Raw genomic sequence first — 22,218 nt, 5'->3', positions numbered from 1 at the left:
TGCGTGGTGATGGGCCCCCATGGACAATAGAAACAACTGATGGAGCCATCTCTCGGTGGCATGAGTCCCGGGACGGGACGGACAGATCTCCTCCGTGGGCGCTGCCGGGTGTCAGCAGCCGGCGACGCTTCACCTGTCTTTGGCAGCCCCTTTGTCGTACAACTGTGCCGAGGGCCAACGCCCCTGACGTACTGCCGAGTGGATCTGTCGGATCAGTTCCCTGGCTACGACCTCTACGGCGGGCGTGATCCTTCCCGCCCTCGAGGTACAGAGCACGATCGAGCGCGACACCTCGGGTGCGCACAGCGGTGCAGCGCTGAGCAGGCCGCTCGCGACGTCCTCGGCGATGCCGACACCGGGCAGGATGGTCCAGCCGTGGCCGGCCAGCACAAGCTGTTTCTGCACGTGCATGGAGTTGGTCTGCACGATCAGGTTCATATCCACGTTGGCCTGTGCGGCGGCCGCGTCGATCACCGTACGGAGCCCGTGGCCGGCCGCGGGCACCACCAGCGGATGCGACACGGCGTCCTCGAACGGGACGGGGCGCTCGGCCTGGAGTCCGGCGGACGGCGGCGCGACTGCCCACAGCCTCTCCCGTGCCAGCGGCTCGGCGTTGAGTGACGGCGTGCTGGAAAGGTTGTACAGCAGGGTCAGGTCCAGGTCACCGTCATCGAGCCACTGTTGCAGGTGGCCGGAGTACCCCGTGAGCAGGCGCAGTTCGATGCCGGGGTGGTCGCGGATGATGGTCGAGGCGAGGGCTGCGGCCAGTAGGCTGCTGGCGCTGTCGAGTAGCCCGACGGTCACGATGCCGGTGACCACCCCGGGCGTCGGCCGAATCTCCGTGCGGGCCCGCTCCAGTTCGTTCAGGGCGCGTCGCGTGCGCTCGACCATGATCGTTCCCGCTGCCGTCGGCTGCATCCCCTGCCGGGTCCGTTCGAAGAGCGCGACGCCCAGTTCGTGCTCCAGGGTGCGGATCTGCCGGGTGACGGCGGGCTGGACGAGATGCAACAGTTCTGCCGCGCGGGTGACGCTGCCCGCCTCAGCCACGGTGACGAGTGCTCTGAGCTGCTTGATGTCCATCGGTTCCTCGCTTTGGGGCCATCCATCTGCACCGGGCATAGGCCCATCAGAAATCGGTATTTCACCTTATGCGTCATGAGTGCCCATGATGGCGCTGCGTCGGAGCGAGGGAGGTTCGCGCGATGCACCGTTTCAGCGCGGTGCATCGAGCGGCTCGAGGGCGTCCGCACACGTCCTCGAAGGCGGCGGATCTCTCGTGTGACCCCTACGGGAGATCCGCCGGCCACGCCTGTCCTGAATGTTTCCGCCTGGTCCCTGGAGGTCAGAGCATGACCGCATTCCCGCTCTCCGGCGTCACCGTCGTGAGTGTCGAGCAGGCCGTGGCGGCGCCGTTCGCCACCCGTCAGCTCGCGGATCTCGGTGCCCGTGTGATCAAGGTGGAGCGGCCCGAGGGCGGCGACTTCGCCCGACGTTACGACACCACCGTGCACGGTCAGTCCAGCTATTTCGTCTGGCTCAACCGGTCCAAGGAGTCCGTGACCCTCGACCTGAAGTCCCCCTCCGGCCGGAAGCTGCTGGAGGAGCTGCTGGCCCGGGCGGACGTCTTCGTCCAGAACCTGGCCCCGGGCGCGGCGGCCCGCCTGGGACTGGACGCCGAATCCCTCGCGCAGCGGCACACGTCGCTGATCCCGTGCACCATCTCCGGGTACGGCACCACCGGCCCGTGGGCGGACCGCAAGGCCTACGACCTGCTCGTGCAGTGCCAGACAGGTCTGGTTTCGCTGACCGGCACACCGGAGGAGACCGCTCGGGTGGGCGTGTCGGTCGCCGACATCGCCGCGGGCATGTACGCCTACTCCGGCGTCTTGACGGCGCTGTACACGCGGGCGACCACCGGCGTGGCGCGGGCGGTGGAGGTTTCGCTCTTCGAGGCGCTGGCGGAGTGGATGAGCCAGCCCGCGTACTACACGCGCCACGGTGGTACCCAGCCCCCGCGGATCGGCACGCAGCACGCCACCATCGCACCGTACGGTGCCTACACGGCGGCTGACGGCAAGCAGGTGCTGTTCTCCATCCAGAACGAGCGGGAGTGGGCGGCGCTGTGCGAACGCTTTCTCGCGCGCCCGGAGTTGGTGAACGATCCGCGGTTCGCCACCGGATCCGACCGGGTCGCCCACCGAACCGAGCTCAACACGATCATCACGGAACGGTTCAGGCGTTCTGGCAGCGGTGAGGTGATGAAGTTGCTGGACGCGGCCGGGATCGCGAATGCCGGGGTCAACGACGTGCGGGAGTTCATCGAACATCCGGTACTCGCCGACCGGAACCGCTGGCAAGAAGTGGACATCCCGGGTGCCGTGGTGCCGGCTCTCCAGCCGCCGGCGGACCTGGCCGGAGTCGGGCCGCGCATGGACCCGGTACCGGCGGTAGGCGAACACACCGAGCGGGTTCTGGCCGAACTTGGACTGTCCGCAGCCTGGATCGAGCAACTGCGGGCCGACGGCGTCATCTGACAGCACGCTTGGGCAGTGAAAAGAATGAGGAGTACACCGTGAGCACCCTGGACGCCCTCTCCGACGACGAGCGGTTTGTCGTGAAGACTGTGCGCGAGTTCGTCGACAAGGAGGTGAAGCCGGTCGTTCAGGAGCTCGAGCACTCCAACACCTATCCCGAGGCCCTGATCGAGCAGATGAAGCAGCTGGGGATCTACGGGCTGGCCATCCCCGAGGAGTACGGCGGCAACGCGGTCTCCATGCCCTGCTACGTCCTGGTCACCGAGGAGCTTTCCCGCGGCTGGATGAGCCTGGCCGGTGCCATGGGCGGCCACACCGTGGTCGCGAAGCTGCTGGTGCACTTCGGTACGGAGGAACAGAAGCGCCGCTATCTGCCGAGGATGGCCACCGGCGAGATCCGGGCCACCATGGCCCTGACTGAACCCGGAGGCGGCTCCGATCTGCAGGCCATGCGCACCGTCGCCCGCAAGGACGCCGAGGTCTATGTCGTCAACGGCTCGAAGACCTGGATCACCAACTCGCGGCGCGCCAAGCTGATCGCGCTGCTGTGCAAGACCGATCCCGAGGCGAGCCCCGCGCACCAGGGCATCTCGATCCTCCTCGCCGAGCACGGGCCTGGGCTGACGGTATCCCGCGATCTGCCCAAGCTGGGCTACAAGGGCGTGGAGAGCTGCGAGCTGGCCTTCGACGACTATTGCGTGCCCGCGGACGCGGTGCTCGGCGGTGTCGAGGGGAAGGGCTTCGCCCAGATGATGAAGGGTCTGGAGACCGGACGTCTTCAGGTCGCGGCCCGCGCCCTGGGTGTCGGCCGGGCGGCGCTGGAGGACTCGCTCGCCTATGCGCAGGAGCGCGAGTCCTTCGGCAAGCCGATCTGGCAGCACCAGGCGATCGGCCACTACCTCGCCGACATGGCCACCTCGCTGGCCGCGGCCCGCCAGCTCACCCTGTACGCCGCCCGGGAGGCCGAGGCCGGTCGACGGGTGGACATGGAGGCCGGAATGGCCAAGCTCTTCGCCTCCGAGACTGGCATGCAGATCGCCCTCAGCGCCCTCCGTATCCATGGCGGTTACGGCTACTCGACCGAGTTCGACGTCGAGCGGTACTTCCGGGACGCCCCGCTGATGATCGTTGGCGAGGGCACCAACGAGATCCAGAAGAACGTGATCGCGAGCCAGCTCATCAAGCGCGGCGGGCTCGACGCGTAACGACAGGCAGCGCTGAAACGAAGGAAAACGGCCCGGACGAGGCTGTGGCTGAGAACAGGACGCCCTCATGGTGAAGATTGTTGTTTGTGTGAAGTACGTGCCCGACGCCACTGGCGACCGGCACTTCGCCGATGACCTGACCGTCGACCGGGACGATGTGGATGGTCTGCTCTGCGAGCTCGACGAGTACGCGGTGGAGCAGGCGTTGCAGATCGCGGGAGACCGCCGGGACAAGGGGGACGATGCCGAGGTGACCGTGCTGACGGTGGGTCCGGAGGATGCCAAGGACGCGCTGCGCAAGGCGCTGTCGATGGGTGCCGACAAGGCGATCCATGTCGAGGACGACGATCTGCACGGCACGGACATCATCGGCACTTCGCTGGTGCTGGCCAAGGCGATCGAGAAGGCCGGGTACGACCTGGTGATCTCGGGCATGGCGTCCACCGACGGCACGGCCGGTGTGGTCCCGGCGCTGCTGGCCGAGCGTCTGGGCGTGCCGCAGGTCACGCTGCTGTCCGAGGTGTCCGTGGAGGACGGCACTGTGAAGGGTCGCCGCGACGGCGACACGGCCTCCGAGCAGCTCGAGGCGCAGCTGCCGGCCGTCGTCTCGGTCACCGACCAGTCGGGTGAGGCGCGTTACCCCTCCTTCAAGGGCATCATGGCGGCCAAGAAGAAGCCGGTTCAGTCCTGGGACCTCTCGGACCTGGAGATCGAGGCCGGTCAGGTCGGTCTCGAGGGTGCCTGGACGAAGGTCGAGGCCGCGGCCCAGCGCCCGGCGCGTAGCGCGGGCACCATCGTCAAGGACGAGGGCGAGGGCGGCAAGCAGCTCGCTGAGTTCCTCGCGAGCCAGAAGTTCATCTAAGGCTTCCCAGCCTGACCGCCCCTCAGACGTCGCAATCCGCTAGGAGATCCATTCCCATGGCTGAAGTTCTCGTCTACGTCGACCACGTGGACGGCGTGGTCCGCAAGCCCACCCTGGAGCTGCTCACGCTGGCCCGCCGTATCGGTGAGCCGGTCGCCGTCGCCGTCGGTGCGGGCGCGGAGAGCACCGCCGCGGCGCTCGCCGAGCACGGTGCCGCGCGGGTCCTCACGAACGACGCCTCGGAGTACGCCGACTACCTGGTCGTGCCGAAGGTGGACGCGTTGCAGGCCGCCTACGAGGCCGTCTTGCCGGCCGCGGTCCTGGTGCCGTCCTCCGCGGAGGGCAAGGAGATCGCGGCCCGTCTGGCCCTGCGTATCGGCTCGGGCATCATCACCGACGCCGTCGACCTGGAGGCCGGCGAGGAGGGCCCGGTGGCCACCCAGTCGGTGTTCGCCGCCTCCTTCACCACCACCTCCCGTGTCAGCAAGGGCGCCCCGGTCATCACCGTCAAGCCGAACTCGGCCGCGGTTCAGGCCGCCCCGGCCGCCGGTGCGGTGGAGGCGCTGACCGTGTCCTTCTCCGAGAAGGCCACCGGCACCAAGGTCACCGCCCGTACGCCGCGTGAGTCGACGGGCCGTCCGGAGCTGACCGAGGCCGCGATCGTGGTCTCCGGTGGCCGCGGAGTCAATGGCGCGGAGAATTTCGCGGTCATCGAGGCGCTCGCCGACTCCCTCGGCGCGGCCGTCGGCGCCTCGCGTGCCGCGGTGGACGCGGGCTGGTACCCGCACACCAACCAGGTCGGCCAGACCGGTAAGAGCGTGTCCCCGCAGTTGTACATCGCCTCCGGTATCTCCGGTGCGATCCAGCACCGTGCCGGTATGCAGACCTCGAAGACGATCGTCGCGATCAACAAGGACTCCGAGGCGCCGATCTTCGACCTGGTCGACTACGGCGTGGTGGGTGACCTCTTCGAGGTCGTCCCGCAGCTCACCGAGGAGATCAAGACCCGCAAGGCTTGATCTCACGAGGAAATTGAAGGCTCTTACCATGCAACTCGCCGCGATCATCGTGTCGCTGGTCCTGGCCGTGGTCGGCGTGGCGTTGTTCGCCCGAGCCATCGGCCAGATCTACCGCTTCGTGCGGCTCGGACAGAACGTGCCCGCCGGCACCCGCACCAACGACCCCAAGCAGCGCACCGTCACCGTGGTCAAGGAGTTCCTCGGCCACACCCGTATGAACCGCTGGGGCATCGTCGGCGTCGCGCACTGGTTCGTGGCGGTGGGCTTCTTCACCCTGGTCCTGACCCTGGTCAACGCCTTCGGCCAGCTCTTCCAGGCCGACTGGTACATCCCCGTCATCGGCGACTGGCCGCCGTACGAGGTCTTCACCGAGCTCGTGGGCCTGCTCACCACGCTCGGCATCCTGACGCTCATCGCGATCCGCCAGCTGTCGCGCCCGGGCCGCCCGGGCCGCAAGTCCCGCTTCGCGGGCTCCAACACCGGGCAGGCGTACTTCGTCGAGGCCGTCATCCTCATCATCGGCCTGGCGATCCTCACGCTGCGCGGCCTGGAGGGTGCCCTCCACCACGTGACGGGCTACGAGGCGTCGTACCTGATCTCGTACCCACTGGTCGCGGCCTTCAAGGGCCTGAGCGTGGGCACGCTGCAGAACGTGGTCTACCTGGTCGCAATGATCAAGATCGCGACGTCCTTCATCTGGATGATCACCGTCTCGCTGAAGACGGACATGGGCGTGGCCTGGCACCGCTTCCTCGCCTTCCCCAACATCTGGTTCAAGCGGGAGAGCGACGGCGGTACGGCCCTCGGCGCCCTCCAGCCGATGACGAGCGGCGGCAAGCCGATCGACTTCACCGACCCGGGCGAGGACGACGTCTTCGGCGTCTCCCAGGTCGAGCAGTTCTCCTGGAAGGGTCTGCTGGACTTCTCCACCTGCACCGAGTGCGGCCGCTGCCAGTCGCAGTGCCCGGCCTGGAACACGGGCAAGCCGCTCTCCCCCAAGCTCCTGATCATGTCCCTGAGGGACCACGCCCACGCCAAGGCTCCGTACCTGCTGGCCGGCGGCGGCAAGACCATGGAGGGCGAGGAGAAGGCGTCCGCCGAGCAGCTCAAGGACGTTCCGGCCGCCGCCCTCGCCGAGGCCGAGCGCCCGCTGATCGGCACCGCCGAGGAGAACGGCGTCATCGACCCGGACGTGCTGTGGTCCTGCACCACCTGCGGTGCGTGCGTGGAGCAGTGCCCGGTGGACATCGAGCACGTCGACCACATCGTCGACATGCGCCGCTACCAGGTCATGATCGAGTCCTCGTTCCCGTCCGAGGCGGGCACGATGCTCAAGAACCTGGAGAAGAAGGGCAACCCCTGGGGCCTGGCCAAGAAGCAGCGCCTGGAGTGGACCAAGGAGGTCGACTTCGAGGTGCCGGTCGTGGGCCAGGACATCGAGGACCTGTCCGAGGTCGAGTACCTGTACTGGGTCGGCTGCGCGGGCGCCCTCGAGGACCGCGCCAAGAAGACCACGAAGGCGTTCGCCGAACTCCTCCACATCGCGGGCGTCAAGTTCGCGATCATGGGCGGCGACGAGAAGTGCACCGGTGACTCCGCCCGCCGCCTCGGCAACGAGCCCCTGTTCCAGGAGCTCGGCATGGAGAACGTGGCCGCGTTGAACATGGCCTTCGGTGAGGACGACGAGGACCCGGCGACGAAGAAGCCGCGGTCGGCCAAGAAGATCGTCGCGACCTGCCCCCACTGCCTCAACACGATCGGCAACGAGTACCCGCAGATCGGCGGCGACTACGAGGTCGTCCACCACACCCAGCTGCTCCAGCACCTGGTGGACGAGGGCAAGCTGATCCCGGTCACCCCGGTCGAGGGCATCATCACCTACCACGACCCGTGCTACCTGGGCCGCCACAACAAGATCTACACGCCGCCGCGCGAGATCATCGGCAAGGTCCCGGGCCTGCGCAACGAGGAGATGCACCGCCACAAGGAGCGCGGCTTCTGCTGCGGCGCCGGCGGCGCCCGGATGTGGATGGAGGAGCGCATCGGCAAGCGCATCAACAACGAGCGCGTGGACGAGGCCCTCTCCCTGAACCCGGACATCGTCTCCACAGCCTGCCCGTTCTGCCTGGTCATGCTGACCGACTCGGTCAACGGCAAGAAGAACGAGGGCAAGGCCAAGGAGTCCATCCAGGTCGTGGACGTGGCCCAGCTGCTGCTGGACTCCGTCAGGACGCCGGTCGACCCGGCGGGCGAGGCGGAGACGGAGAGCGAGCCGGAGCCGCAGCCGGTGAAGTAGCGGGCGGTCATCGAAGCGCTCGCCGACTCGCTCGGCGCGGGCTGGTACCCGCACACCAACCAGGTCGGCCAGACCGGCAAGTCCTCCAGCTGTACGTCGCCAACGGCATCTTCGGTGCCACAGCACCGGGCCAGCATGCAGACCTCGAAGACGATCGTGGCGATCAACAAGGTCGCCGAGGCGCCGATCTTCGACCTGGTCGACTACGGCGTGGGGGACCAAGGAGATCAAGACCCGCAAGGGCTGACCGCCCGCGCTCGGCTTGTCTGCCAGGCCCCAGGCCAGGCAGGGGGGCCGGGAATGAGTGGGAAGGTGTTCCACTGATGCAGCTCGCCGCGATCAACGTGTCGCTGGTTCTGATCGTGGTTGGCGTAACGCTGCTCGCACGCGTGATCGGCCGCATCGTCCAGTACGTCAAGCCGGTCCCGGCCGGTACCCGGACCGATACTGACTTCGGCGTTTTAGGGCCAGTCCAGTCTGTCGAGAGTGAGGCCCGTCGTCCCGGCGAGGAATCCGCCGAGGACGCCGTGCCGGTACTGCAACACCTTGAGCCGGCGGCGGAGCAGAGTCTCCAACTTGCTGAGGTTGCGGGCGGCCAGGTTCGCCAGGCTCCGCTTGATATGCGCCCACAGGCCCTCCACCGGGTTCAGCTCGGGCGCATCCACCGTCAGCCATTCCCGCTCGGCCACGAGCGTCTTCATCGTCTTCGAGGTGTCGGTGCTCAGCCGGTCCCACACCACCATCAGCGGGACCTTCAGCAGCTGGGGGGTGCCGTCGAGCAGGCGGATGTACTCCGTCTCGCTCAGCGAGCGGCGCTCGCCCTTGCGGCCGACGTGCTGGCGCAGCCGGTAACACAGGCGGGCGGGCAGGCCCGGCCTGAAGCACAGCAGCCCGGCCACCGAGAGGCGGCCACGGCTGCGCCCGGAAACGCGCGCCGCCAGGGTGATCCCGCGCCGGCTCTAGGTACGACCCTTGGGCGGCCGGCCGGTCACGCCCGCTTCGTCCTCGAAGCACCCGGGCGGCTGTCCACACCTGGTCGTCCGTCAAGCCGTGCGCGGCCAGCCCCTCCTCCAGCCAGACGGCGAGTTTGGCCTGCAGGTTCGGGTCGAGCCGACAGGCATAGCCCGAAGGCCTCTTGGAGCACAGCGCCTCCCGCTCGGCGGACTCCCAGGGACGGCGCCACCGGCAGACCGACTTTTCGCGTACCCGTAACTCTCGGGCAGTGCACGGGACTCTCACACCCTCCTCGAAGAGGTCAGCGGCCCGCATCCGTACCTCTTCTCGACGCTTTCGCTGCTCGGCGGTCAGCACGCCCCCCATCTGGCCACCGTATGCCTCCGGACTACCACGTCGGACTCCGTCACCAGGCCCGAGAAGCCCCAGACCGTAAGAAGCCGAATTCGGTAAACATCAGGCTTAGACCAGCGCCTTGACGTTCGGGGCGCTGGCGGCGGCCAGTTGAACGACGCGAATCGCCGCGGTAGTTCGCGTCCGGCCTCATGGGGTTGAAGAATTTCCTCGCCACGACAACGTCGTCCCTACGGCCCTTGAGCGCCTAACCGACGATCTCCTCCGACTCCCCGCCCGAGTAGATGTCCGCAGGAGCCGAGCGTCGTCGTCAGGCGTCCGGGTGGATGGCACCGTGACGCACCACCCCGACCGGGATCCGGGGGAGGCCAAGCAGCCGCAGGAAGTCCTGCCCGCGGTCGCCAATGGGTCACGGGTAGTACCGGACGATTGTCTCGGCGACGCACACAGGCTTCTCGGGAGCACCCTCACACTCGAATGTGGCGACGATGATCACCTGAATGCCGTCGTGGGTGACCTCACGGACCTCGGCCAGCCGAGCCCGAAGTCTGATCCGGCTGCCGACCGGCAGCGGGGAGGGGAAACGCACCTTGTTGACGCCGTAGTTGAGTCCGTAGCCAAAGCCTTGGACGCGATAAATGCTGGAGGCCAGCCGGGGCACCAACCCCAGGGTCAGATAGCCGTGTGCGATCGTGCCACCGAAGCGACTTCCCCTGGCACGCTCGATGTCGATGTGGATCCACTGATGGTCACCGGTGAGGTTGGCGAATGTGTTGACATCTTCCTGCTCGATGGTCGTCCACTCGCTGACCCCCAGCTCATGTCCGGTCAGTGTCCGCAACTCTTCGGTGCCGTGGATGATGAGCACGGCCCAGCTCCTTTCCGCCGGCACAGGATGACGCACCGGGTCAATTTGATATCCCCAGCGACTGACATGGCCTCGGCGATGTCGTCGGCGGTCAGCTGTACGTATTGCATCGCTTGGCAATTGAGCCCTCGATCGCGTCGAGGTCAGGCACGTCTACGGGTAATACCTCGACGACTGCACCTGGTTTCTCTCGCGGCTCGTTGGATGGTCTCCGCGGCTGCCGAGTACGCACCGGTGGTGAGTGCGAGATCGGATCCGTGTGGGCTGTTGCGACGTAACGCCTGACGAGTGTAGCCGCTTGGCCTCACCCCGTCCACGGGATATGCAGCGGGCGAGTCACCAACGTTGTTTCGCTTCGGGCGGTTGAGCCGCCCTTGTGATCGCGGTGGAGCGACGGTTGCGGTCAACGGGCCGCCGAGTGTCATGGCCGAGACCCGACGCTCGGGGCGGTGGTCCAGGGTTCCTCGGTCGCGCCGGCAGGCAAGGGCATTGCAGCCGTCCCGTGCAACCGACCACCGGCAGGTCGAGGCCCTCATCACGTCCCACGCCGAGGACGCCTCCCGGCTGCGGACCGGCAGCGCACCCCGCGCCATGGGCGCCTGGCGTAACCATGGCATCGGAGCCCTACGAGCAGCTCGAGCCGAATGCATCGCCCTGGCCTCCGCTACAACGCCCGGGGCCTTCGCCGCGCCCTCGCACTCGGGACTCGCCTGGTCACAAAACCGATGTCACTCGACTACGTCGAAGCCCTGTCCCCGGCTTCGGCCAAGGCATGGTGTTTCGCCTGAACTCCAATTCGTGACCACAGACATCTCGAAAAATCAGCCGACGGCCGTCTTACCTGCCCACAGGGACTTTTGGTCAGCGGTGTTTGCGGCAGGGATTGTGATGCCCCAGTTTGTTCGTCGAAAACGCGAATAGTGTGCTGCGCTGCCAGAGGCCTCCTTCGATGGGAGAAGGTCTCCACCGAGCGGTCCCTCACTGCTGAATGGCAGGGGAGGGCTGGCGTTCGACAAGCGATTCACACATCACCCAGCCGGCCCCCTGCAGGACACGCCAGGGCTAGCCACGCCGTCCGGGAGTCGCTACGGGCAATCCAAGTCAGTCTTTTCGCGTCGGGTCGGTGCGGGTTCCGCCAGACCACTACGGCTGCGGAACGCCCGCGCTGGAGTGCCTGTTGCACCCCGGGCTATGAAGGGCCTTCGACATCCCTCACGCCTACTGCCGTGATGCCCTGAACGGAGGGCTTGCGTCAACTGTCAGAGCTAATGATCTTTCGCATTGTCTTCTGGATGTGCGCGTCGAGGTCGGCGCGGCTCAGCCCCTCCAGATCGAGTCCGCGGAGCAGGTAAGGCTCGAAGAGCCGCCACCCGTAGAGCAAGGCGATGAGAGAGGCCACATTCAGCGCAGATTCTGGTGAGTCGCTCTGGTCGTCGGGTCGGCGCGCAATGTCCGCCACGTATTCCAGGAACTCGTCTTTCTCCGGAAGGACGTCATCAAGGACGTATTGGAGGGTGGCCCATGCGAGGAGGCGAGCATGCGCCCCAGTGCTTCGCGGCAGGATCTCGCTAACGACGCTTTCTAGATCATCGCATTCCTTGACGAAGTCGAAACTTCGGGTGACGACGCGCTCCATGGCGGCTCGGATGACGGCCTCTTTGGTGCCAAAGTGGCGATGAACAAGTCCGTAGTTCACCTCTGCTCGGGCAGCGATGCTTCGCATGGATAGCTCTGCCGGCCCTTTTGCCGACCAAAGATCCAGTGTGGCGTCGATGATGCTCTCGATGACTTCATCCCGCCCATGAGGCTTCTTCTTCGGGCGGGCGACCTCAGCAGAGTTGGCCTCGACGGTCTCGGATTTTGGTGTGCGGGCCGATTTCTGCTCTTTATGTCCCTGCTTTTGTGTGGCTTCTTGGCCCCGGACCTTCTTGCCTGTCATGGTGTGTATTGTCAGTCCTTCGAACTTCCGGCACGGCGGTGGCGTGGGTGGTAGTCGCTCCCTCCGCGGCGCTGAGGCTGGCATGTCTGCAGGTGGGACGCTGTTAACTCGTGAATCATATCCGATGACGATCGAGGGATGTCGCCAGTGTCGGACAAGTCATCGTGCGATGGTTTCATGGTTCGAGGAGCGCCGAATCCGCCGTGTCTCCCCTCGCCTGGCGGGGCTGTGCCGTGAATGGAATCGGCAGTCCTTCAGTACTTGTATCCGGCCGGTAAGTCGCATATCTCCCGACGTGGGGTTTTCGTGAACCGATTATTGCGCGTCTTTGTATGTGGATGATTGGTGCTCGAGGGCCTCGATGCAGCGTTCGAGGATGTTGGCGGCGGCAGGCCGAGGGGTCGAAGCGTGGCCGGCTGCCTCGGTGGGGCCGTCGTGGCATGGCGCTGGCCTGCGGTGATCAGAAGGGCCGGGAGCCTGCAGCCGTCGCCTCACCGGACAGGGCACGGTCCAAACCATCCAGCCGGCGATCCGTCGGTCCTGGTGTGTGGAGCAAACAGCCACATGCCGCCAGTCGACGTGGCGGCCTGGCGGCATGTCAACTCTGCAGGAACTGACGTGTCCTGCAAGACGAGCTAACTGACGTCGATGTTGTAGAGCTCCGCCGCATTGTCCTGGACGATCCGCCGCAGGACGTCGGGGCCCAGGCCGGCGAGCGCCTTGGCCGAGCGCAGGACAGCGTCGGGGTGCAGGCACGTCGGGTGCGGGAAGTCCGTCTCCCACATGACGTTGTTGATGCCGATCACGTCGAGCAGACGTTGCGGCCCGCTGTCCTCGAACCAGAACGTTGCGTAGCAGTTCTTCTGGAACATCTCGCGGGCGCTGGGGCGATCGGGCGGCGGCGCGGACGGGTAGTCCTCAAGGAACTCGTAGTCCAGCCGCTCGAACACGTAGGGGAGCCAGCCGATGCCGCTCTCTACCGACACCCACTTGACCTCGGGCCAGCGGAAGGCGAGGTCGCTGAGGACGAGGTTGGAGACGAAGCGCGAGTTCGCGAGCTCCATCTGTACCGAGTTGACGGGCTTGTGCGCTCGTGCAGGAAGCGACGTCCAGGCCGTTTTGGTCCAGTTCGCCGCGGCGCCGACGGCCGCCGACTCCACACCCGCCGCGATGTGGATGTTGATCGGCAGTCCGAGGTCGGTCAACGCCTCGTACAGCGGGTCCCAGTCAGGCTGTCCGAGGTCGGGCAGCCCGGCCTTGTGGACCTCGCCGGCCATCGCGATTGAGTGCAGCCCGAGCTCGTTCTTGGCCCGCTCCGCCTCCTTCACGCACAGGTCGATGTCCCACAGGGGCATGACGGCGACGGGGAACAGGCGCCTCTTGTCCGTGGCGGCGAACTCGGCGACGGCGTCGTTGTAGATGCGGACGCTGGCGTACGCCATGTCCTTGTCTTCCTCGGCGATGAGCCACGCCATCGAGTTGCCAAGGGTGTTCGGGTAGATGATCTGGGCGTAGATCCCCACCTCGTCCATGAACTTCACGCGAGCCTTGGGGTCGTACGACGCCTCGTGCAGCGTGCCCCAGCTCTCGTAGGTCGTGAAGTCCTTCTCGAACCACGGGATCTTCTCGCCGTCGCGGTTGACGAAGCTGGAGCCGCCCGCCGCGAACATCTCCTGGTCCCTGAGGAACCAGTGGAGCTTGCCGTCATGGCCGCGCTTGACATGCGGCACTACGTCCTTGTACTTCGCGGGAGCGCGCGAGGTCCACAGGTCGTATGGCTCCGAATAGTGCGTGTCGGAATCGATCAGTTTGAGCCCGGCAAGCGGGTTCTCGTTGGCAGTGGAGTCGGTCTCTGCGTTCGTCACATCTGTCCTTTCGTCTCGGAGCCGCGTCGACGCTGCGCAACTGAACGCATCGGCACGGCGCTAGCGGGGATTGCTTACAAGTGTAGCCGTATGGCTGCACTCTGTCCATGTGCTCTCACCAGCGCCCCCGATAGTTCGAGATGCGCAGCGTGATCGGCACGGCAATGAGGAGGAGGGCAGCGAAGACGGCGAAGGCGACGGCCTGCGCATCGGTGGGGTTGGAGCTTGCGGAGGCGACCGCGGTCACCACGGCCACCGCGAGGATTGCGCCCCCCTGACGGAACATGCCACGCAGTCCGGAGACCGATGAGACTTGGTCGGGTGCCAGATGCATGGCTGCGTTGTTCGATGCGGGGCCGGCAAGACCGACTCCAACGCCGGTGAGCACTGCTGCCGTACCGATCCAGCCCATGACATGCACGCCGGGCGGCAGGAACGTCAGCATGGCCAGCCCGAGCGAATGAATCACGAAACCCGCGATGAGCAGGGGGCGGAAGCCCAGGCGCCGGATGAGGGCGACCCCCACGGTCGACGCGCCGATCGTGCCCAGGGCACGGAGCGCGAGCAGCCCTCCCGCGACCACGGGAGCGAGGCCGAAGCGGGATTCGGCGTAGTGGGGGACGAGCGCGATCAGGCCGAAGGCGGCGGCGCCGAACACGACGTTCAATGCATTCATGGCGGCGAAGCCGCTTCCGCGCACCAGGTCGATCGGGATCAGTGGAGCGGGGTGGCGACGAGAGTGCCGCAGCAGGCGCCAGCCGGCTGCCACAGCGGCCAAGGCGGTGACCGAGACGCTCGTCGGACCGAGCCAGCCGCTGCCGGATATGCCGGAGAACGTGGCCGAGTACGTGCCGCTGAGCAGCATAGTGACCAGCAGCACGACTCCGATCCAGTCCACTCGTTGTGCCTGTCGGCGCGGTGACTTGCGGACGGTGGCGGCCACTGCGGCCAACAGGACAGCTCCGAGTGGCACGTTGACGAGGAAGATCCATCGCCATCCGGCGGCCGCCACGATCACCCCGCCGACGATGGGACCTGCGATCGCTCCGACTGGGACGATGCTGGCGAACAGGGCAACGGCTCTGTCTCGGTCGCGGGGGAAGTGGTGGGCGACGACTCCGGTTGCCGCGGGAAGGTAGGCGCCTCCTGCGAGCCCCTGGAGGAGCCGGAACACGATGAGCGTCCCGATGTTCGGCGCCAGCCCGCAGGCAAGCGACGCGAGAGTGAACAGCGCTATGGCGATGAGAAAGACCGTCTTGTGGCCGAACTGATCCGCCAGGCGGCCCGCGAGGGGGAAGGCGACGATCTGGCCGGCTGCATAGGCGGTGATTGTGCAGCTGCTCCAGGCTAACGAGGTACCCATGTCGGACTGGAGTGTGGACAATGCTGTGGCGACCGAGGTCTGGTCGACCGAGATCATCAGCAAAGTCGCGACCACCACGGCGTAGACCAGCCAGCGGCGGCGTAGCTGGGGGTTGTCTGTCAGTGGTTCAGCCGACTGCGCCGCCTGCGGCCTGGACGCCTCGTCGGATGCTTCGGATGTGGCGGACACGGTCCCGGCCTCAGGTACCGGTCGCTGTCCTGCCGGAGATCGCCGCCCCGCTTGCGAGAAGGTTCTCGATCTCCTCGGGCGTCAGGCCGATCTCCTCCAGCACGGGCACTGTGTCCTGCCCAAGGAGAGGGGCGTGCGTGCGGATGCTCGCGGGCGTGCGGCTGAACCGGGTGGGGGGAGCGATCTGCCGATAGGGACCGACGACTGGGTGTTCGTGTTCGCTGAGGACTCCCCGGTGCTGCGAGGGGTCGTTGACGATCTCGTCCATCGCCGGCACCGGGCCGGCCGGGATACCGAGTTCCTCGGCGAGCTCCAGCCATTCGGCGGTGGTGCGCTCACGCAGAATCTTGCCGAGGCTGGCGTATATGGGCCCCGGGTTCTCCAGCCGGTTCTGGAACCATGGATCGTCGAGCTCGTGGGCATGTCCGACAGCGTGGTAAAGGTCGTGCCAGTTCTTGTCGTTGTAGGGGAGCAGGGCGATGTAGCCGTCTTTGGTCTTGTGCGGCCGCCGGTATGGGGTGAGTAGGCGGACGTAGCCGGATTCTCCGCCCGGGACAGCCGCCCGGGCGAGGTGTTCGGCGAGGTTGAACGCGAGGGCCGATTCGAACATCGGGACCTCCACCCGCTGGCCTTGGGACGTGTGTGCCCGGTGGAGCAGTGCGGCAAGGACACTGTAGGTGATCGTGAGGCCCGCTACCTTGTCGGCAATGGTTGTGGGAAGGTAATTGACTGCCTCCGTGGCGGAGAGGGTCAACAACGGAAGCCCTGTTGCGGCTTGGATGATGTCGTCGTATGCAGGGCGGTCAGCCTCGCCGGACTCGAGGCTGAAACCGTGGGCCTCGCAGTAGACGAGACGGGGGCGCGATGCGCTGAGTGTTTCGTATGTCAAGCCGAGCTTGCGCAGCGCCTTGGGACGGAAGTTGGTGACGAACACGTCAGCTGTGTCGAGGAGGCGCAGAAACGCAGTCATGCCCTCAGAGCGGGCCAGGTCCAGCTGGATCGAGCGCTTGTTGCGGTGGAGGTTGAGCGCGACCCCGGAGAGCTGCGGGTGCGGTCCTCCGCCCATCACGCGACTGTGATCGCCGCTTGCGGCCTCCACCTTGATCACGTCCGCTCCGAGGTCACCCAGGATTTGGCAGGCGAGGGGAGCCATGAGGACGGTCGCGAGCTCGACAACGCGGATACCGGAGAGCGGCCCGGACGTGGCAGCCCCGCTACCGCAGCCGTGTGTACGGGAGTTGGATGAGTGGGTTTCGGTCACTGAGTCGATTCCTCACGTCGTCGGAGGCCCCCGTGCTGACCGGCGAGCGCCGTTCGCATGTTCTGGACCTGGGTGGGCTTGTTGGCCGGCGAGGGGTGATCAGTCGTCGCGACGACGCCGGGACCGCAGATCGTGACTGAGATGAAGACGGGGCCGTCGAGCCGCAGGGAGGCTTCGATTCCCTCCTCCAACTGCGCTGCGGTGCTGAATCGTTGAGCGTGCCGGTACCCGCTCGCCGATGCGATGGCGCAGAGGTCGGTCACGTGTCGCCCCGGCACACTCTGGCCGCCGGACGTCTCGTAGATCCCGTTCTCGAAGACAACGTGGTAGAGATTTCTGGGCCGTTGCTCAGAGACGGAGACAAGCGATGCCAGCTGCATCAGCAGGCTGCCGTCGCCGTCGATGACGAGCACCCGCTCCTTGGGCTGGGCCAGGGCGAGGCCGAGGGCGATGGCCGCGGCGCTGCCCATGCAGCCGGTGACGTTGAAGTTGCGGGAGTCGGCCTGTCCCAGGGCATTCCAGGGCTCGACCGCTTGCATGGTGACGATGGAGAGCATGTCCGAGCGAACGCTGGCGAGCAACTGGGCCGCCTCGGTGCGCAGCATGCCTGTCATGAGACCTCCCCCGTTCTGCCGCCAACGAGGAGAGCCACCGGTCCGTGTGCCCGGTAGGCGTGCTCGACCGCTACCGGGATGTCGGCGATATGAGCCTCGTGATCCAGTCGGTAGGTGGGGATCTCCCACAGGTCGAGCGTCGGTTCCAGCATGCGCACGAGCCTGCTGGCGTGGTCTCGCGGCGCGACATGCGGGTCGCGGAAGAACTCGCCGATCAGCATGCAGGTCGGCACCTGTCCGTCCAGCGCCAGGCCGCGCACGGTGTTCAGCGCCGCGTAGAAGCCGGAGTTCTGGATCAAGAGCATCGGCTTCTTGCCGCCCATGTACAGGCCCAGATTCACCCCCATCGCCTCGTCCTCGGTGCACACCGTGATCAGTTGCGGCCCGGTCGGCTCAGCCAACAGGCGAAGCAGTGACTGTTGGTGGGTGTCCGGGACTGTGATCACGTGCGTGATCGCAGCGTCCCGGATCGCCTTCAGGATCAGGCGCGGGTCCAGCGAATCCGCAGTCCCCGGGGAGAGTCGATCCTTGCTCCGTGTCACGTCGTGCTCTTGCCGATCCACGATGTGATCCGGAGCCTCATTACTAGGCGCCAGGTTCATGGACCTACTGTAGCCCTGTGGCTACGGTTGCGTCCAGGGATGGTGAAGGCGCCTGGACAAGGGTGCAGCCATACGGCTACGTTTACTGATCTGTAGGCCCTGGTGACGAGCAATGACGGCGTCGCGTTTGACGGGCAGCCACCGTGTGGGCCCGGACTTGTCGTTGCGGCTCAAGGCCGGTCCGTTGTCAGAGAGGACATGAAAATGACTGGTGCGCTGTCCGCTCGACTTCGAGAAGGCTCAGCGGCCTTCGGCGTGACGCTGACGATTCCCGACCCATTTGTGGCTGAGGTGTTCGCGGCGCAGTCCTTCGACTTCTTGATGATCGACACCGAGCATTCGCCGATCTCGATGTACCGCCTGCAGAACCAGCTGATTGCCCTTCGAACGGCCAGTGCTTCCGTTCTCGTTCGCGTCCCGCACAACGATCCCACGGCGATCATGCAGGTCCTTGATCTCGGTGCGAGCGGGGTCGTCGTGCCCCATGTTGAGACAGCGGAGGAATGCTCTCGCGCGGTGCGAGCGGCCTTCTATCCACCCTTGGGTGAGCGAGGCATCGGTCCACGGCGAGCGCAGCGGGTGGGCGCTCGCGGATCGTACCTGCGGACGGCGAACGACGCGACGATGGTCGTGGCGATGCTGGAATCGCGCCTGGCGGTGGAGAATGTTGACGAGATCCTTCGAGTCCAGGGCCTGGGCGGTGTCATCATCGGCTCCGCGGATCTTGCAGCTTCACTCGGACACATCGGAGACCAGGGCCAGCGCGATGTCGTCAACGCGATCGATCTGATCTTTGACCGGTGCCTTGCGGTGAACGTCCCGTTCGGGATCTACGCAGCCTCACCGGAGGAGGCGGAGAGCCTTGCGCGCAGGGGCGCAAGGCTGATCACCGTGGGCTCCGACCTGCTTTTCCTCGAGCAGCAGATGGGTCGGGTAGCGCAGCAGATGGCTTCGGTGGGCAGGCGGCGCGTATCTGCCGCGGACGATCGGTAACGGTCCCGGCGCGGGTGGCGACGAAGACGTGCAACGGCCGGATGCCTGGTCGATGACTCGAAGGACGGAAGAAGCATGACCGACTACACCCAGTTCTACATCGATGGCAAGTGGGTCGAGCCGATTGGCAAGGGCCGGCTGGATGTCATCGACGCCACGTCGGAGAGCGTGTTTGCCTCCATTCCGGAAGGGGCCCAGGAGGACATCGACCGGGCGGTCACGGCAGCGCATGCGGCCTTCCCCGCCTGGTCGCAGGAGTTGCCGCAGGCACGTGCGGCGCTGCTGCGGCGTGTGGTTGCCGGGATCGAGGCCCGTCGGGACGAACTGGCCACCGTGATTTCCCATGAAGTGGGCATGCCCCTGCGGCAGTCGGCGGCCCTGCAAGTCGACGGTGGTGGGCTTGCCGCCTTCCAGACGGCCGCACAGCTGGCGGAAAGCTTCGCTTTCGAGGAGCAGAGGGAGTGTTTGGTCGTCCGCGAGCCGGTCGGAGTCGTGGGTGCGATCACACCCTGGAACTGGCCGTTGAATCAGGTGGGGGCGAAGGTTGCGTACGCGCTCGCTGCCGGCTGCACGGTGGTGCTCAAGCCCTCGGAGGTCGCCCCGGTCAACGCATTCATCCTGACGGAGATCATCCACGAGGCAGGGTTTCCCGCAGGAGTGTTCAATCTCGTCACCGGACTGGGCCCTGTGGTGGGGGAGCGGCTGGCTGAGCATCCGGATGTGGACATGGTGTCGTTCACCGGGTCCACAGGCGCGGGGCGACGTGTCGCGGAGGTGGCGGCGGGGACGGTCAAGCGCGTCGCGCTGGAGCTGGGCGGAAAGTCGGCGAACATCCTCCTCGACGACGCCGACTTCGCCACCGCGGTGCCGGCCGGCGTCCAGTCGTGCTTCTCGAACTCGGGCCAGACCTGCAGTGCTCTGACCCGGCTGCTGGTGCCCAGGTCGCGGCTTGCGGAAGTCGAGGACCTTGCGCGCACCACGGCTGAGAAGTTCACCGTGGGTGATCCGTTCGCGGAGACGACCCGGCTGGGACCGCTCATCTCCGACGTGCAGCGCGCCAGGGTCCAGGGCTACATCAAACAGGGGATCGACGAGGGCGCCAAGCTGATCGTCGGCGGCCCGCAGTCACCGGAAGGCCTCGGCACCGGCTATTTCGTGCGCCCGACGGTCTTCTCCGACGTCACCCGGGACATGGTGATCGCTCAGGAGGAGATCTTCGGGCCGGTATTGGTGATCATGCCCTACGACAGTGAAGACGACGCCGTGGAAATCGCCAACAGCACGATGTACGGCCTGTCGGGCGGAGTCAGCGGAAGCCCGGAGCGTGCTCTGCGGGTTGCCCGCAGGATCCGCACCGGACAGGTGCGCGTCAACAACGCCCGCCCGATGCGTGGCGCTCCGTTCGGCGGCTACAAGCAGTCGGGCCTTGGCCGGGAGCACGGGACCTTCGGCCTGGAGGAGTTCCTGGAGATCAAGGCGGTCATCGCGTGACCGCCCGGCCCTCGTTCCCGCTGACAGCCGACGGTCCCGTCCTGCGCGGACCGCTGGTCTACGAGTGGGACGCACGTCTGGAAGCTGTGCCCGAGCAATCCAAGGTCGAGGGGCTGGCGCAGGCGGTCCGATCTGCCGTGCAGCCCGGGGACGCGGTCTACCTGGGTGGTTCCCTGGCGCGGCCGAACGCCGCAACCTTTGAACTGACCCGTCAGATGCACGGAACGGACCCGCGCCTGACGATCATCGCCCCGGCGATCGGTAACCAGCACGCCGTGCTCGTCGCGGCCGGGCTTGTCGCGAAGGTGATCACCTCCCTGCACGGGAACACGTTCCCCGCGCCAGGCCCCAACCCGGTCTTCACACAAGCCGACCAGACCGGAGCAGTGGCCTTCGAGGACTGGTCGATGCTCACACTGGTCCAGCGGCTCTACGCCGCCGCGACCGGCGTGCCGTTCCTGCCCACTCGATCCCTGGTCGGTACGGACCTCGGCGACCAACTGACGGAGGCGGGCCTGCTGCGCGTGGTGGACGATCCCTACGGCGGCGAGGAGACGGCGCTCGTGCCGCCGCTGCATCCGGATGTCACGTTCGTGCACGCTCTACTGGCCGATACGGCGGGGAACGCAGTCATCTGCCCTCCCTATTACGAAGATGCCTGGGCTGCCTTCGCGACACGACGCGCGGTCATCGTGACCGCGGAAAAGATCGTCTCGACGGACGTGATCCGCCGCTATGCCCAATTCGTGAAGGTTCCCGGGGCGGTCGTGACGGCGGTCTGCGAGGCGCCCTTCGGTAGCCATCCCCACCAACTGCCCGGCGAACTGGTACCTGAGACCGGCGGCTATCACGACGACTACGAGTTCCTCGACGAACTGCGCGTGGTCTGCCGTGACCCGGAAGCCCTCACCGCTTGGATCAAGCGGTGGATTCTCGACCTTCCCGATCACGACGCCTACCTTGGACAGCTCGGTCCGGACCGACTTCAGCGACTGCGGGGATCAACCGCCGCTGACAGTTGGCAGACAGAGCTGCACGGGCTTGAGGAGCGGTGGTCCGACTCTCCGACGAGCGGTGAGCTGACGGCGATCCTCGGTGGACGGTATGTTCACCGCCTCGTGACACAGGAGAACCTGCGCCTCGCTTTGGCCGGCGTCGGTGTCTCCACCCTCGCCGCGTGGTTGGCAGCCGACGCGCTGCGTGCGGAGGGAGTCGAGTTCGACCTGCTCGCCGAAGGCGGGATGTACGGCTACACACCCCTCCCGCTTGACCCCTACCTGTTCAACTACCGCAACGTGTCCACCAGCACCTCTCTGTCCAACGTGCAAACGATTCTCGGCGTGTTGGTCGGCGGGTTCAACAGCCGCGCGGTCGGGGTGCTGGGAGCCGCGCAAGTCGATCGCCACGGCTCGATCAACACGAGTCGGATCCGAGGCCGGATGCTGACCGGTTCCGGCGGCGGCAACGACATCGCCTCCAGTGCCCGTGCCGTCGTGGTCACCACCACGCACGACCGCGCCCGGCTGCCCGAGACGGTCGACTTCGTCACCAGCCCGGGCCACGGGGTCCGCGCCATTGTGACGGACCGCGCTGTCATCGAGCGGCAGGAATCCGACGGTCAGTTCGTACTGACCGGCGTACTCGACCGCGACTCACTGCCGAAGGACGACCTCGTCCGCGAGGCTGTCGACCGCTGCGGCTGGACCCTTCCCGTCGCGCGGGACGTCAGTGTGCTCGCCGCCGTCGACGGCCGAGAAGTCGCCGCAGTCAGGACGTATGACCCGGCCGGGAATTTCGTGCGTTAGCACC

Annotated in this window: 16 protein-coding genes and 3 pseudogenes; 9 read left to right on the top strand and 10 right to left on the bottom strand. The window is 66.5% G+C overall.

Annotated elements, in window-relative coordinates:
* Positions 1 to 129: 129 nt before the first annotated feature.
* Positions 130 to 1,080, bottom strand: a complete 951-nt coding sequence (locus tag ACQEXA_RS60800) for a LysR family transcriptional regulator (RefSeq protein WP_432941545.1) — start codon at positions 1,078 to 1,080, stop codon at positions 130 to 132.
* Positions 1,081 to 1,349: 269 nt separating this feature from the next.
* Between ACQEXA_RS60800 and ACQEXA_RS60795 the strand changes: the two genes are divergently transcribed.
* The 6 genes and pseudogenes from ACQEXA_RS60795 to ACQEXA_RS60770 form a co-directional block, all read left to right on the top strand.
* The gene (locus ACQEXA_RS60795; RefSeq protein ID WP_433135243.1) at positions 1,350 to 2,534 is read left to right on the top strand and encodes a CaiB/BaiF CoA transferase family protein; all 1,185 of its coding nucleotides are present in this window, start codon (positions 1,350 to 1,352) and stop codon (positions 2,532 to 2,534) included.
* Between the two features lie 38 nt (positions 2,535 to 2,572).
* A complete protein-coding gene (locus tag ACQEXA_RS60790; RefSeq protein WP_432941541.1) occupies positions 2,573 to 3,739 on the top strand; it encodes an acyl-CoA dehydrogenase family protein in 1,167 nt (388 codons plus the stop codon).
* A gap of 67 nt (positions 3,740 to 3,806) precedes the next feature.
* Positions 3,807 to 4,601, top strand: a complete 795-nt coding sequence (locus ACQEXA_RS60785; RefSeq protein ID WP_433135242.1) for an electron transfer flavoprotein subunit beta/FixA family protein — start codon at positions 3,807 to 3,809, stop codon at positions 4,599 to 4,601.
* 56 nt (positions 4,602 to 4,657) lie between these two features.
* Positions 4,658 to 5,620 carry an electron transfer flavoprotein subunit alpha/FixB family protein gene (locus ACQEXA_RS60780; RefSeq protein WP_433135241.1) on the top strand — a complete coding sequence of 321 codons (963 nt, stop codon included), beginning with the start codon at positions 4,658 to 4,660 and terminating at the stop codon, positions 5,618 to 5,620.
* Between the two features lie 28 nt (positions 5,621 to 5,648).
* Positions 5,649 to 7,916, top strand: coding sequence for a (Fe-S)-binding protein (locus tag ACQEXA_RS60775; RefSeq protein ID WP_432930495.1), 2,268 nt, complete (start codon positions 5,649 to 5,651; stop codon positions 7,914 to 7,916).
* 3 nt (positions 7,917 to 7,919) lie between these two features.
* Positions 7,920 to 8,163: pseudogene (locus tag ACQEXA_RS60770) on the top strand (FAD-binding protein); the annotation flags it as partial.
* Between the two features lie 214 nt (positions 8,164 to 8,377).
* Here ACQEXA_RS60770 and ACQEXA_RS60765 read toward each other — a convergent pair.
* The 9 genes and pseudogenes from ACQEXA_RS60765 to ACQEXA_RS60725 all read right to left on the bottom strand — a co-directional run bounded on the left by ACQEXA_RS60765 (position 8,378) and on the right by ACQEXA_RS60725 (position 17,925).
* Positions 8,378 to 9,249, bottom strand: a pseudogene (locus ACQEXA_RS60765) (transposase).
* A 129-nt stretch (positions 9,250 to 9,378) separates the two neighbouring features.
* Positions 9,379 to 9,516 (bottom strand): annotated as a pseudogene (locus tag ACQEXA_RS60760) (aldo/keto reductase); the annotation flags it as partial.
* 117 nt (positions 9,517 to 9,633) lie between these two features.
* Positions 9,634 to 10,092, bottom strand: a complete 459-nt coding sequence (locus tag ACQEXA_RS60755; protein WP_432941529.1) for a MaoC family dehydratase — start codon at positions 10,090 to 10,092, stop codon at positions 9,634 to 9,636.
* A gap of 1,252 nt (positions 10,093 to 11,344) precedes the next feature.
* Positions 11,345 to 12,031 (bottom strand): TetR/AcrR family transcriptional regulator, encoded by a 687-nt coding sequence (locus ACQEXA_RS60750; RefSeq protein ID WP_432941527.1) that lies wholly within the window; start codon positions 12,029 to 12,031, stop codon positions 11,345 to 11,347.
* 635 nt (positions 12,032 to 12,666) lie between these two features.
* The gene (locus ACQEXA_RS60745) at positions 12,667 to 13,896 is read right to left on the bottom strand and encodes an amidohydrolase family protein (protein WP_432941524.1); all 1,230 of its coding nucleotides are present in this window, start codon (positions 13,894 to 13,896) and stop codon (positions 12,667 to 12,669) included.
* 115 nt (positions 13,897 to 14,011) lie between these two features.
* Positions 14,012 to 15,448 carry an MFS transporter gene (locus ACQEXA_RS60740; RefSeq protein WP_432941521.1) on the bottom strand — a complete coding sequence of 479 codons (1,437 nt, stop codon included), beginning with the start codon at positions 15,446 to 15,448 and terminating at the stop codon, positions 14,012 to 14,014.
* A 10-nt stretch (positions 15,449 to 15,458) separates the two neighbouring features.
* Entirely contained in the window at positions 15,459 to 16,709 is a 1,251-nt protein-coding gene (locus tag ACQEXA_RS60735) for a CaiB/BaiF CoA transferase family protein (RefSeq protein ID WP_432941519.1), read from the bottom strand.
* Positions 16,706 to 17,314 (bottom strand): thiamine pyrophosphate-dependent enzyme, encoded by a 609-nt coding sequence (locus tag ACQEXA_RS60730; RefSeq protein WP_432941518.1) that lies wholly within the window; start codon positions 17,312 to 17,314, stop codon positions 16,706 to 16,708. The genes ACQEXA_RS60735 and ACQEXA_RS60730 overlap by 4 nt, the downstream gene beginning before the upstream one ends.
* Positions 17,315 to 17,319: 5 nt before the next feature.
* Entirely contained in the window at positions 17,320 to 17,925 is a 606-nt protein-coding gene (locus ACQEXA_RS60725; protein WP_433135240.1) for a thiamine pyrophosphate-binding protein, read from the bottom strand.
* 204 nt (positions 17,926 to 18,129) lie between these two features.
* On the opposite strand from ACQEXA_RS60725, the gene ACQEXA_RS60720 reads away from it, so the two are divergent.
* From ACQEXA_RS60720 to ACQEXA_RS60710, 3 genes are all read left to right on the top strand, one after another.
* The gene (locus ACQEXA_RS60720) at positions 18,130 to 18,918 is read left to right on the top strand and encodes an HpcH/HpaI aldolase family protein (protein ID WP_432941513.1); all 789 of its coding nucleotides are present in this window, start codon (positions 18,130 to 18,132) and stop codon (positions 18,916 to 18,918) included.
* A 75-nt stretch (positions 18,919 to 18,993) separates the two neighbouring features.
* Positions 18,994 to 20,409: an aldehyde dehydrogenase family protein gene (locus tag ACQEXA_RS60715; protein WP_432941511.1), complete on the top strand. Its 1,416-nt coding sequence runs from the start codon at positions 18,994 to 18,996 to the stop codon at positions 20,407 to 20,409.
* The gene (locus ACQEXA_RS60710) at positions 20,406 to 22,214 is read left to right on the top strand and encodes a CoA-transferase (RefSeq protein WP_433135239.1); all 1,809 of its coding nucleotides are present in this window, start codon (positions 20,406 to 20,408) and stop codon (positions 22,212 to 22,214) included. Before ACQEXA_RS60715 ends, ACQEXA_RS60710 begins: the two co-directional genes overlap by 4 nt.
* The last annotated feature ends 4 nt before the right edge of the window (positions 22,215 to 22,218 follow it).

The sequence above is a fragment of the Streptomyces sp. CA-106110 genome, assembly GCF_050936285.1.
Classification (GTDB): domain Bacteria; phylum Actinomycetota; class Actinomycetes; order Streptomycetales; family Streptomycetaceae; genus Streptomyces.
This window is presented reverse-complemented; position numbering and strand designations above follow the sequence as displayed.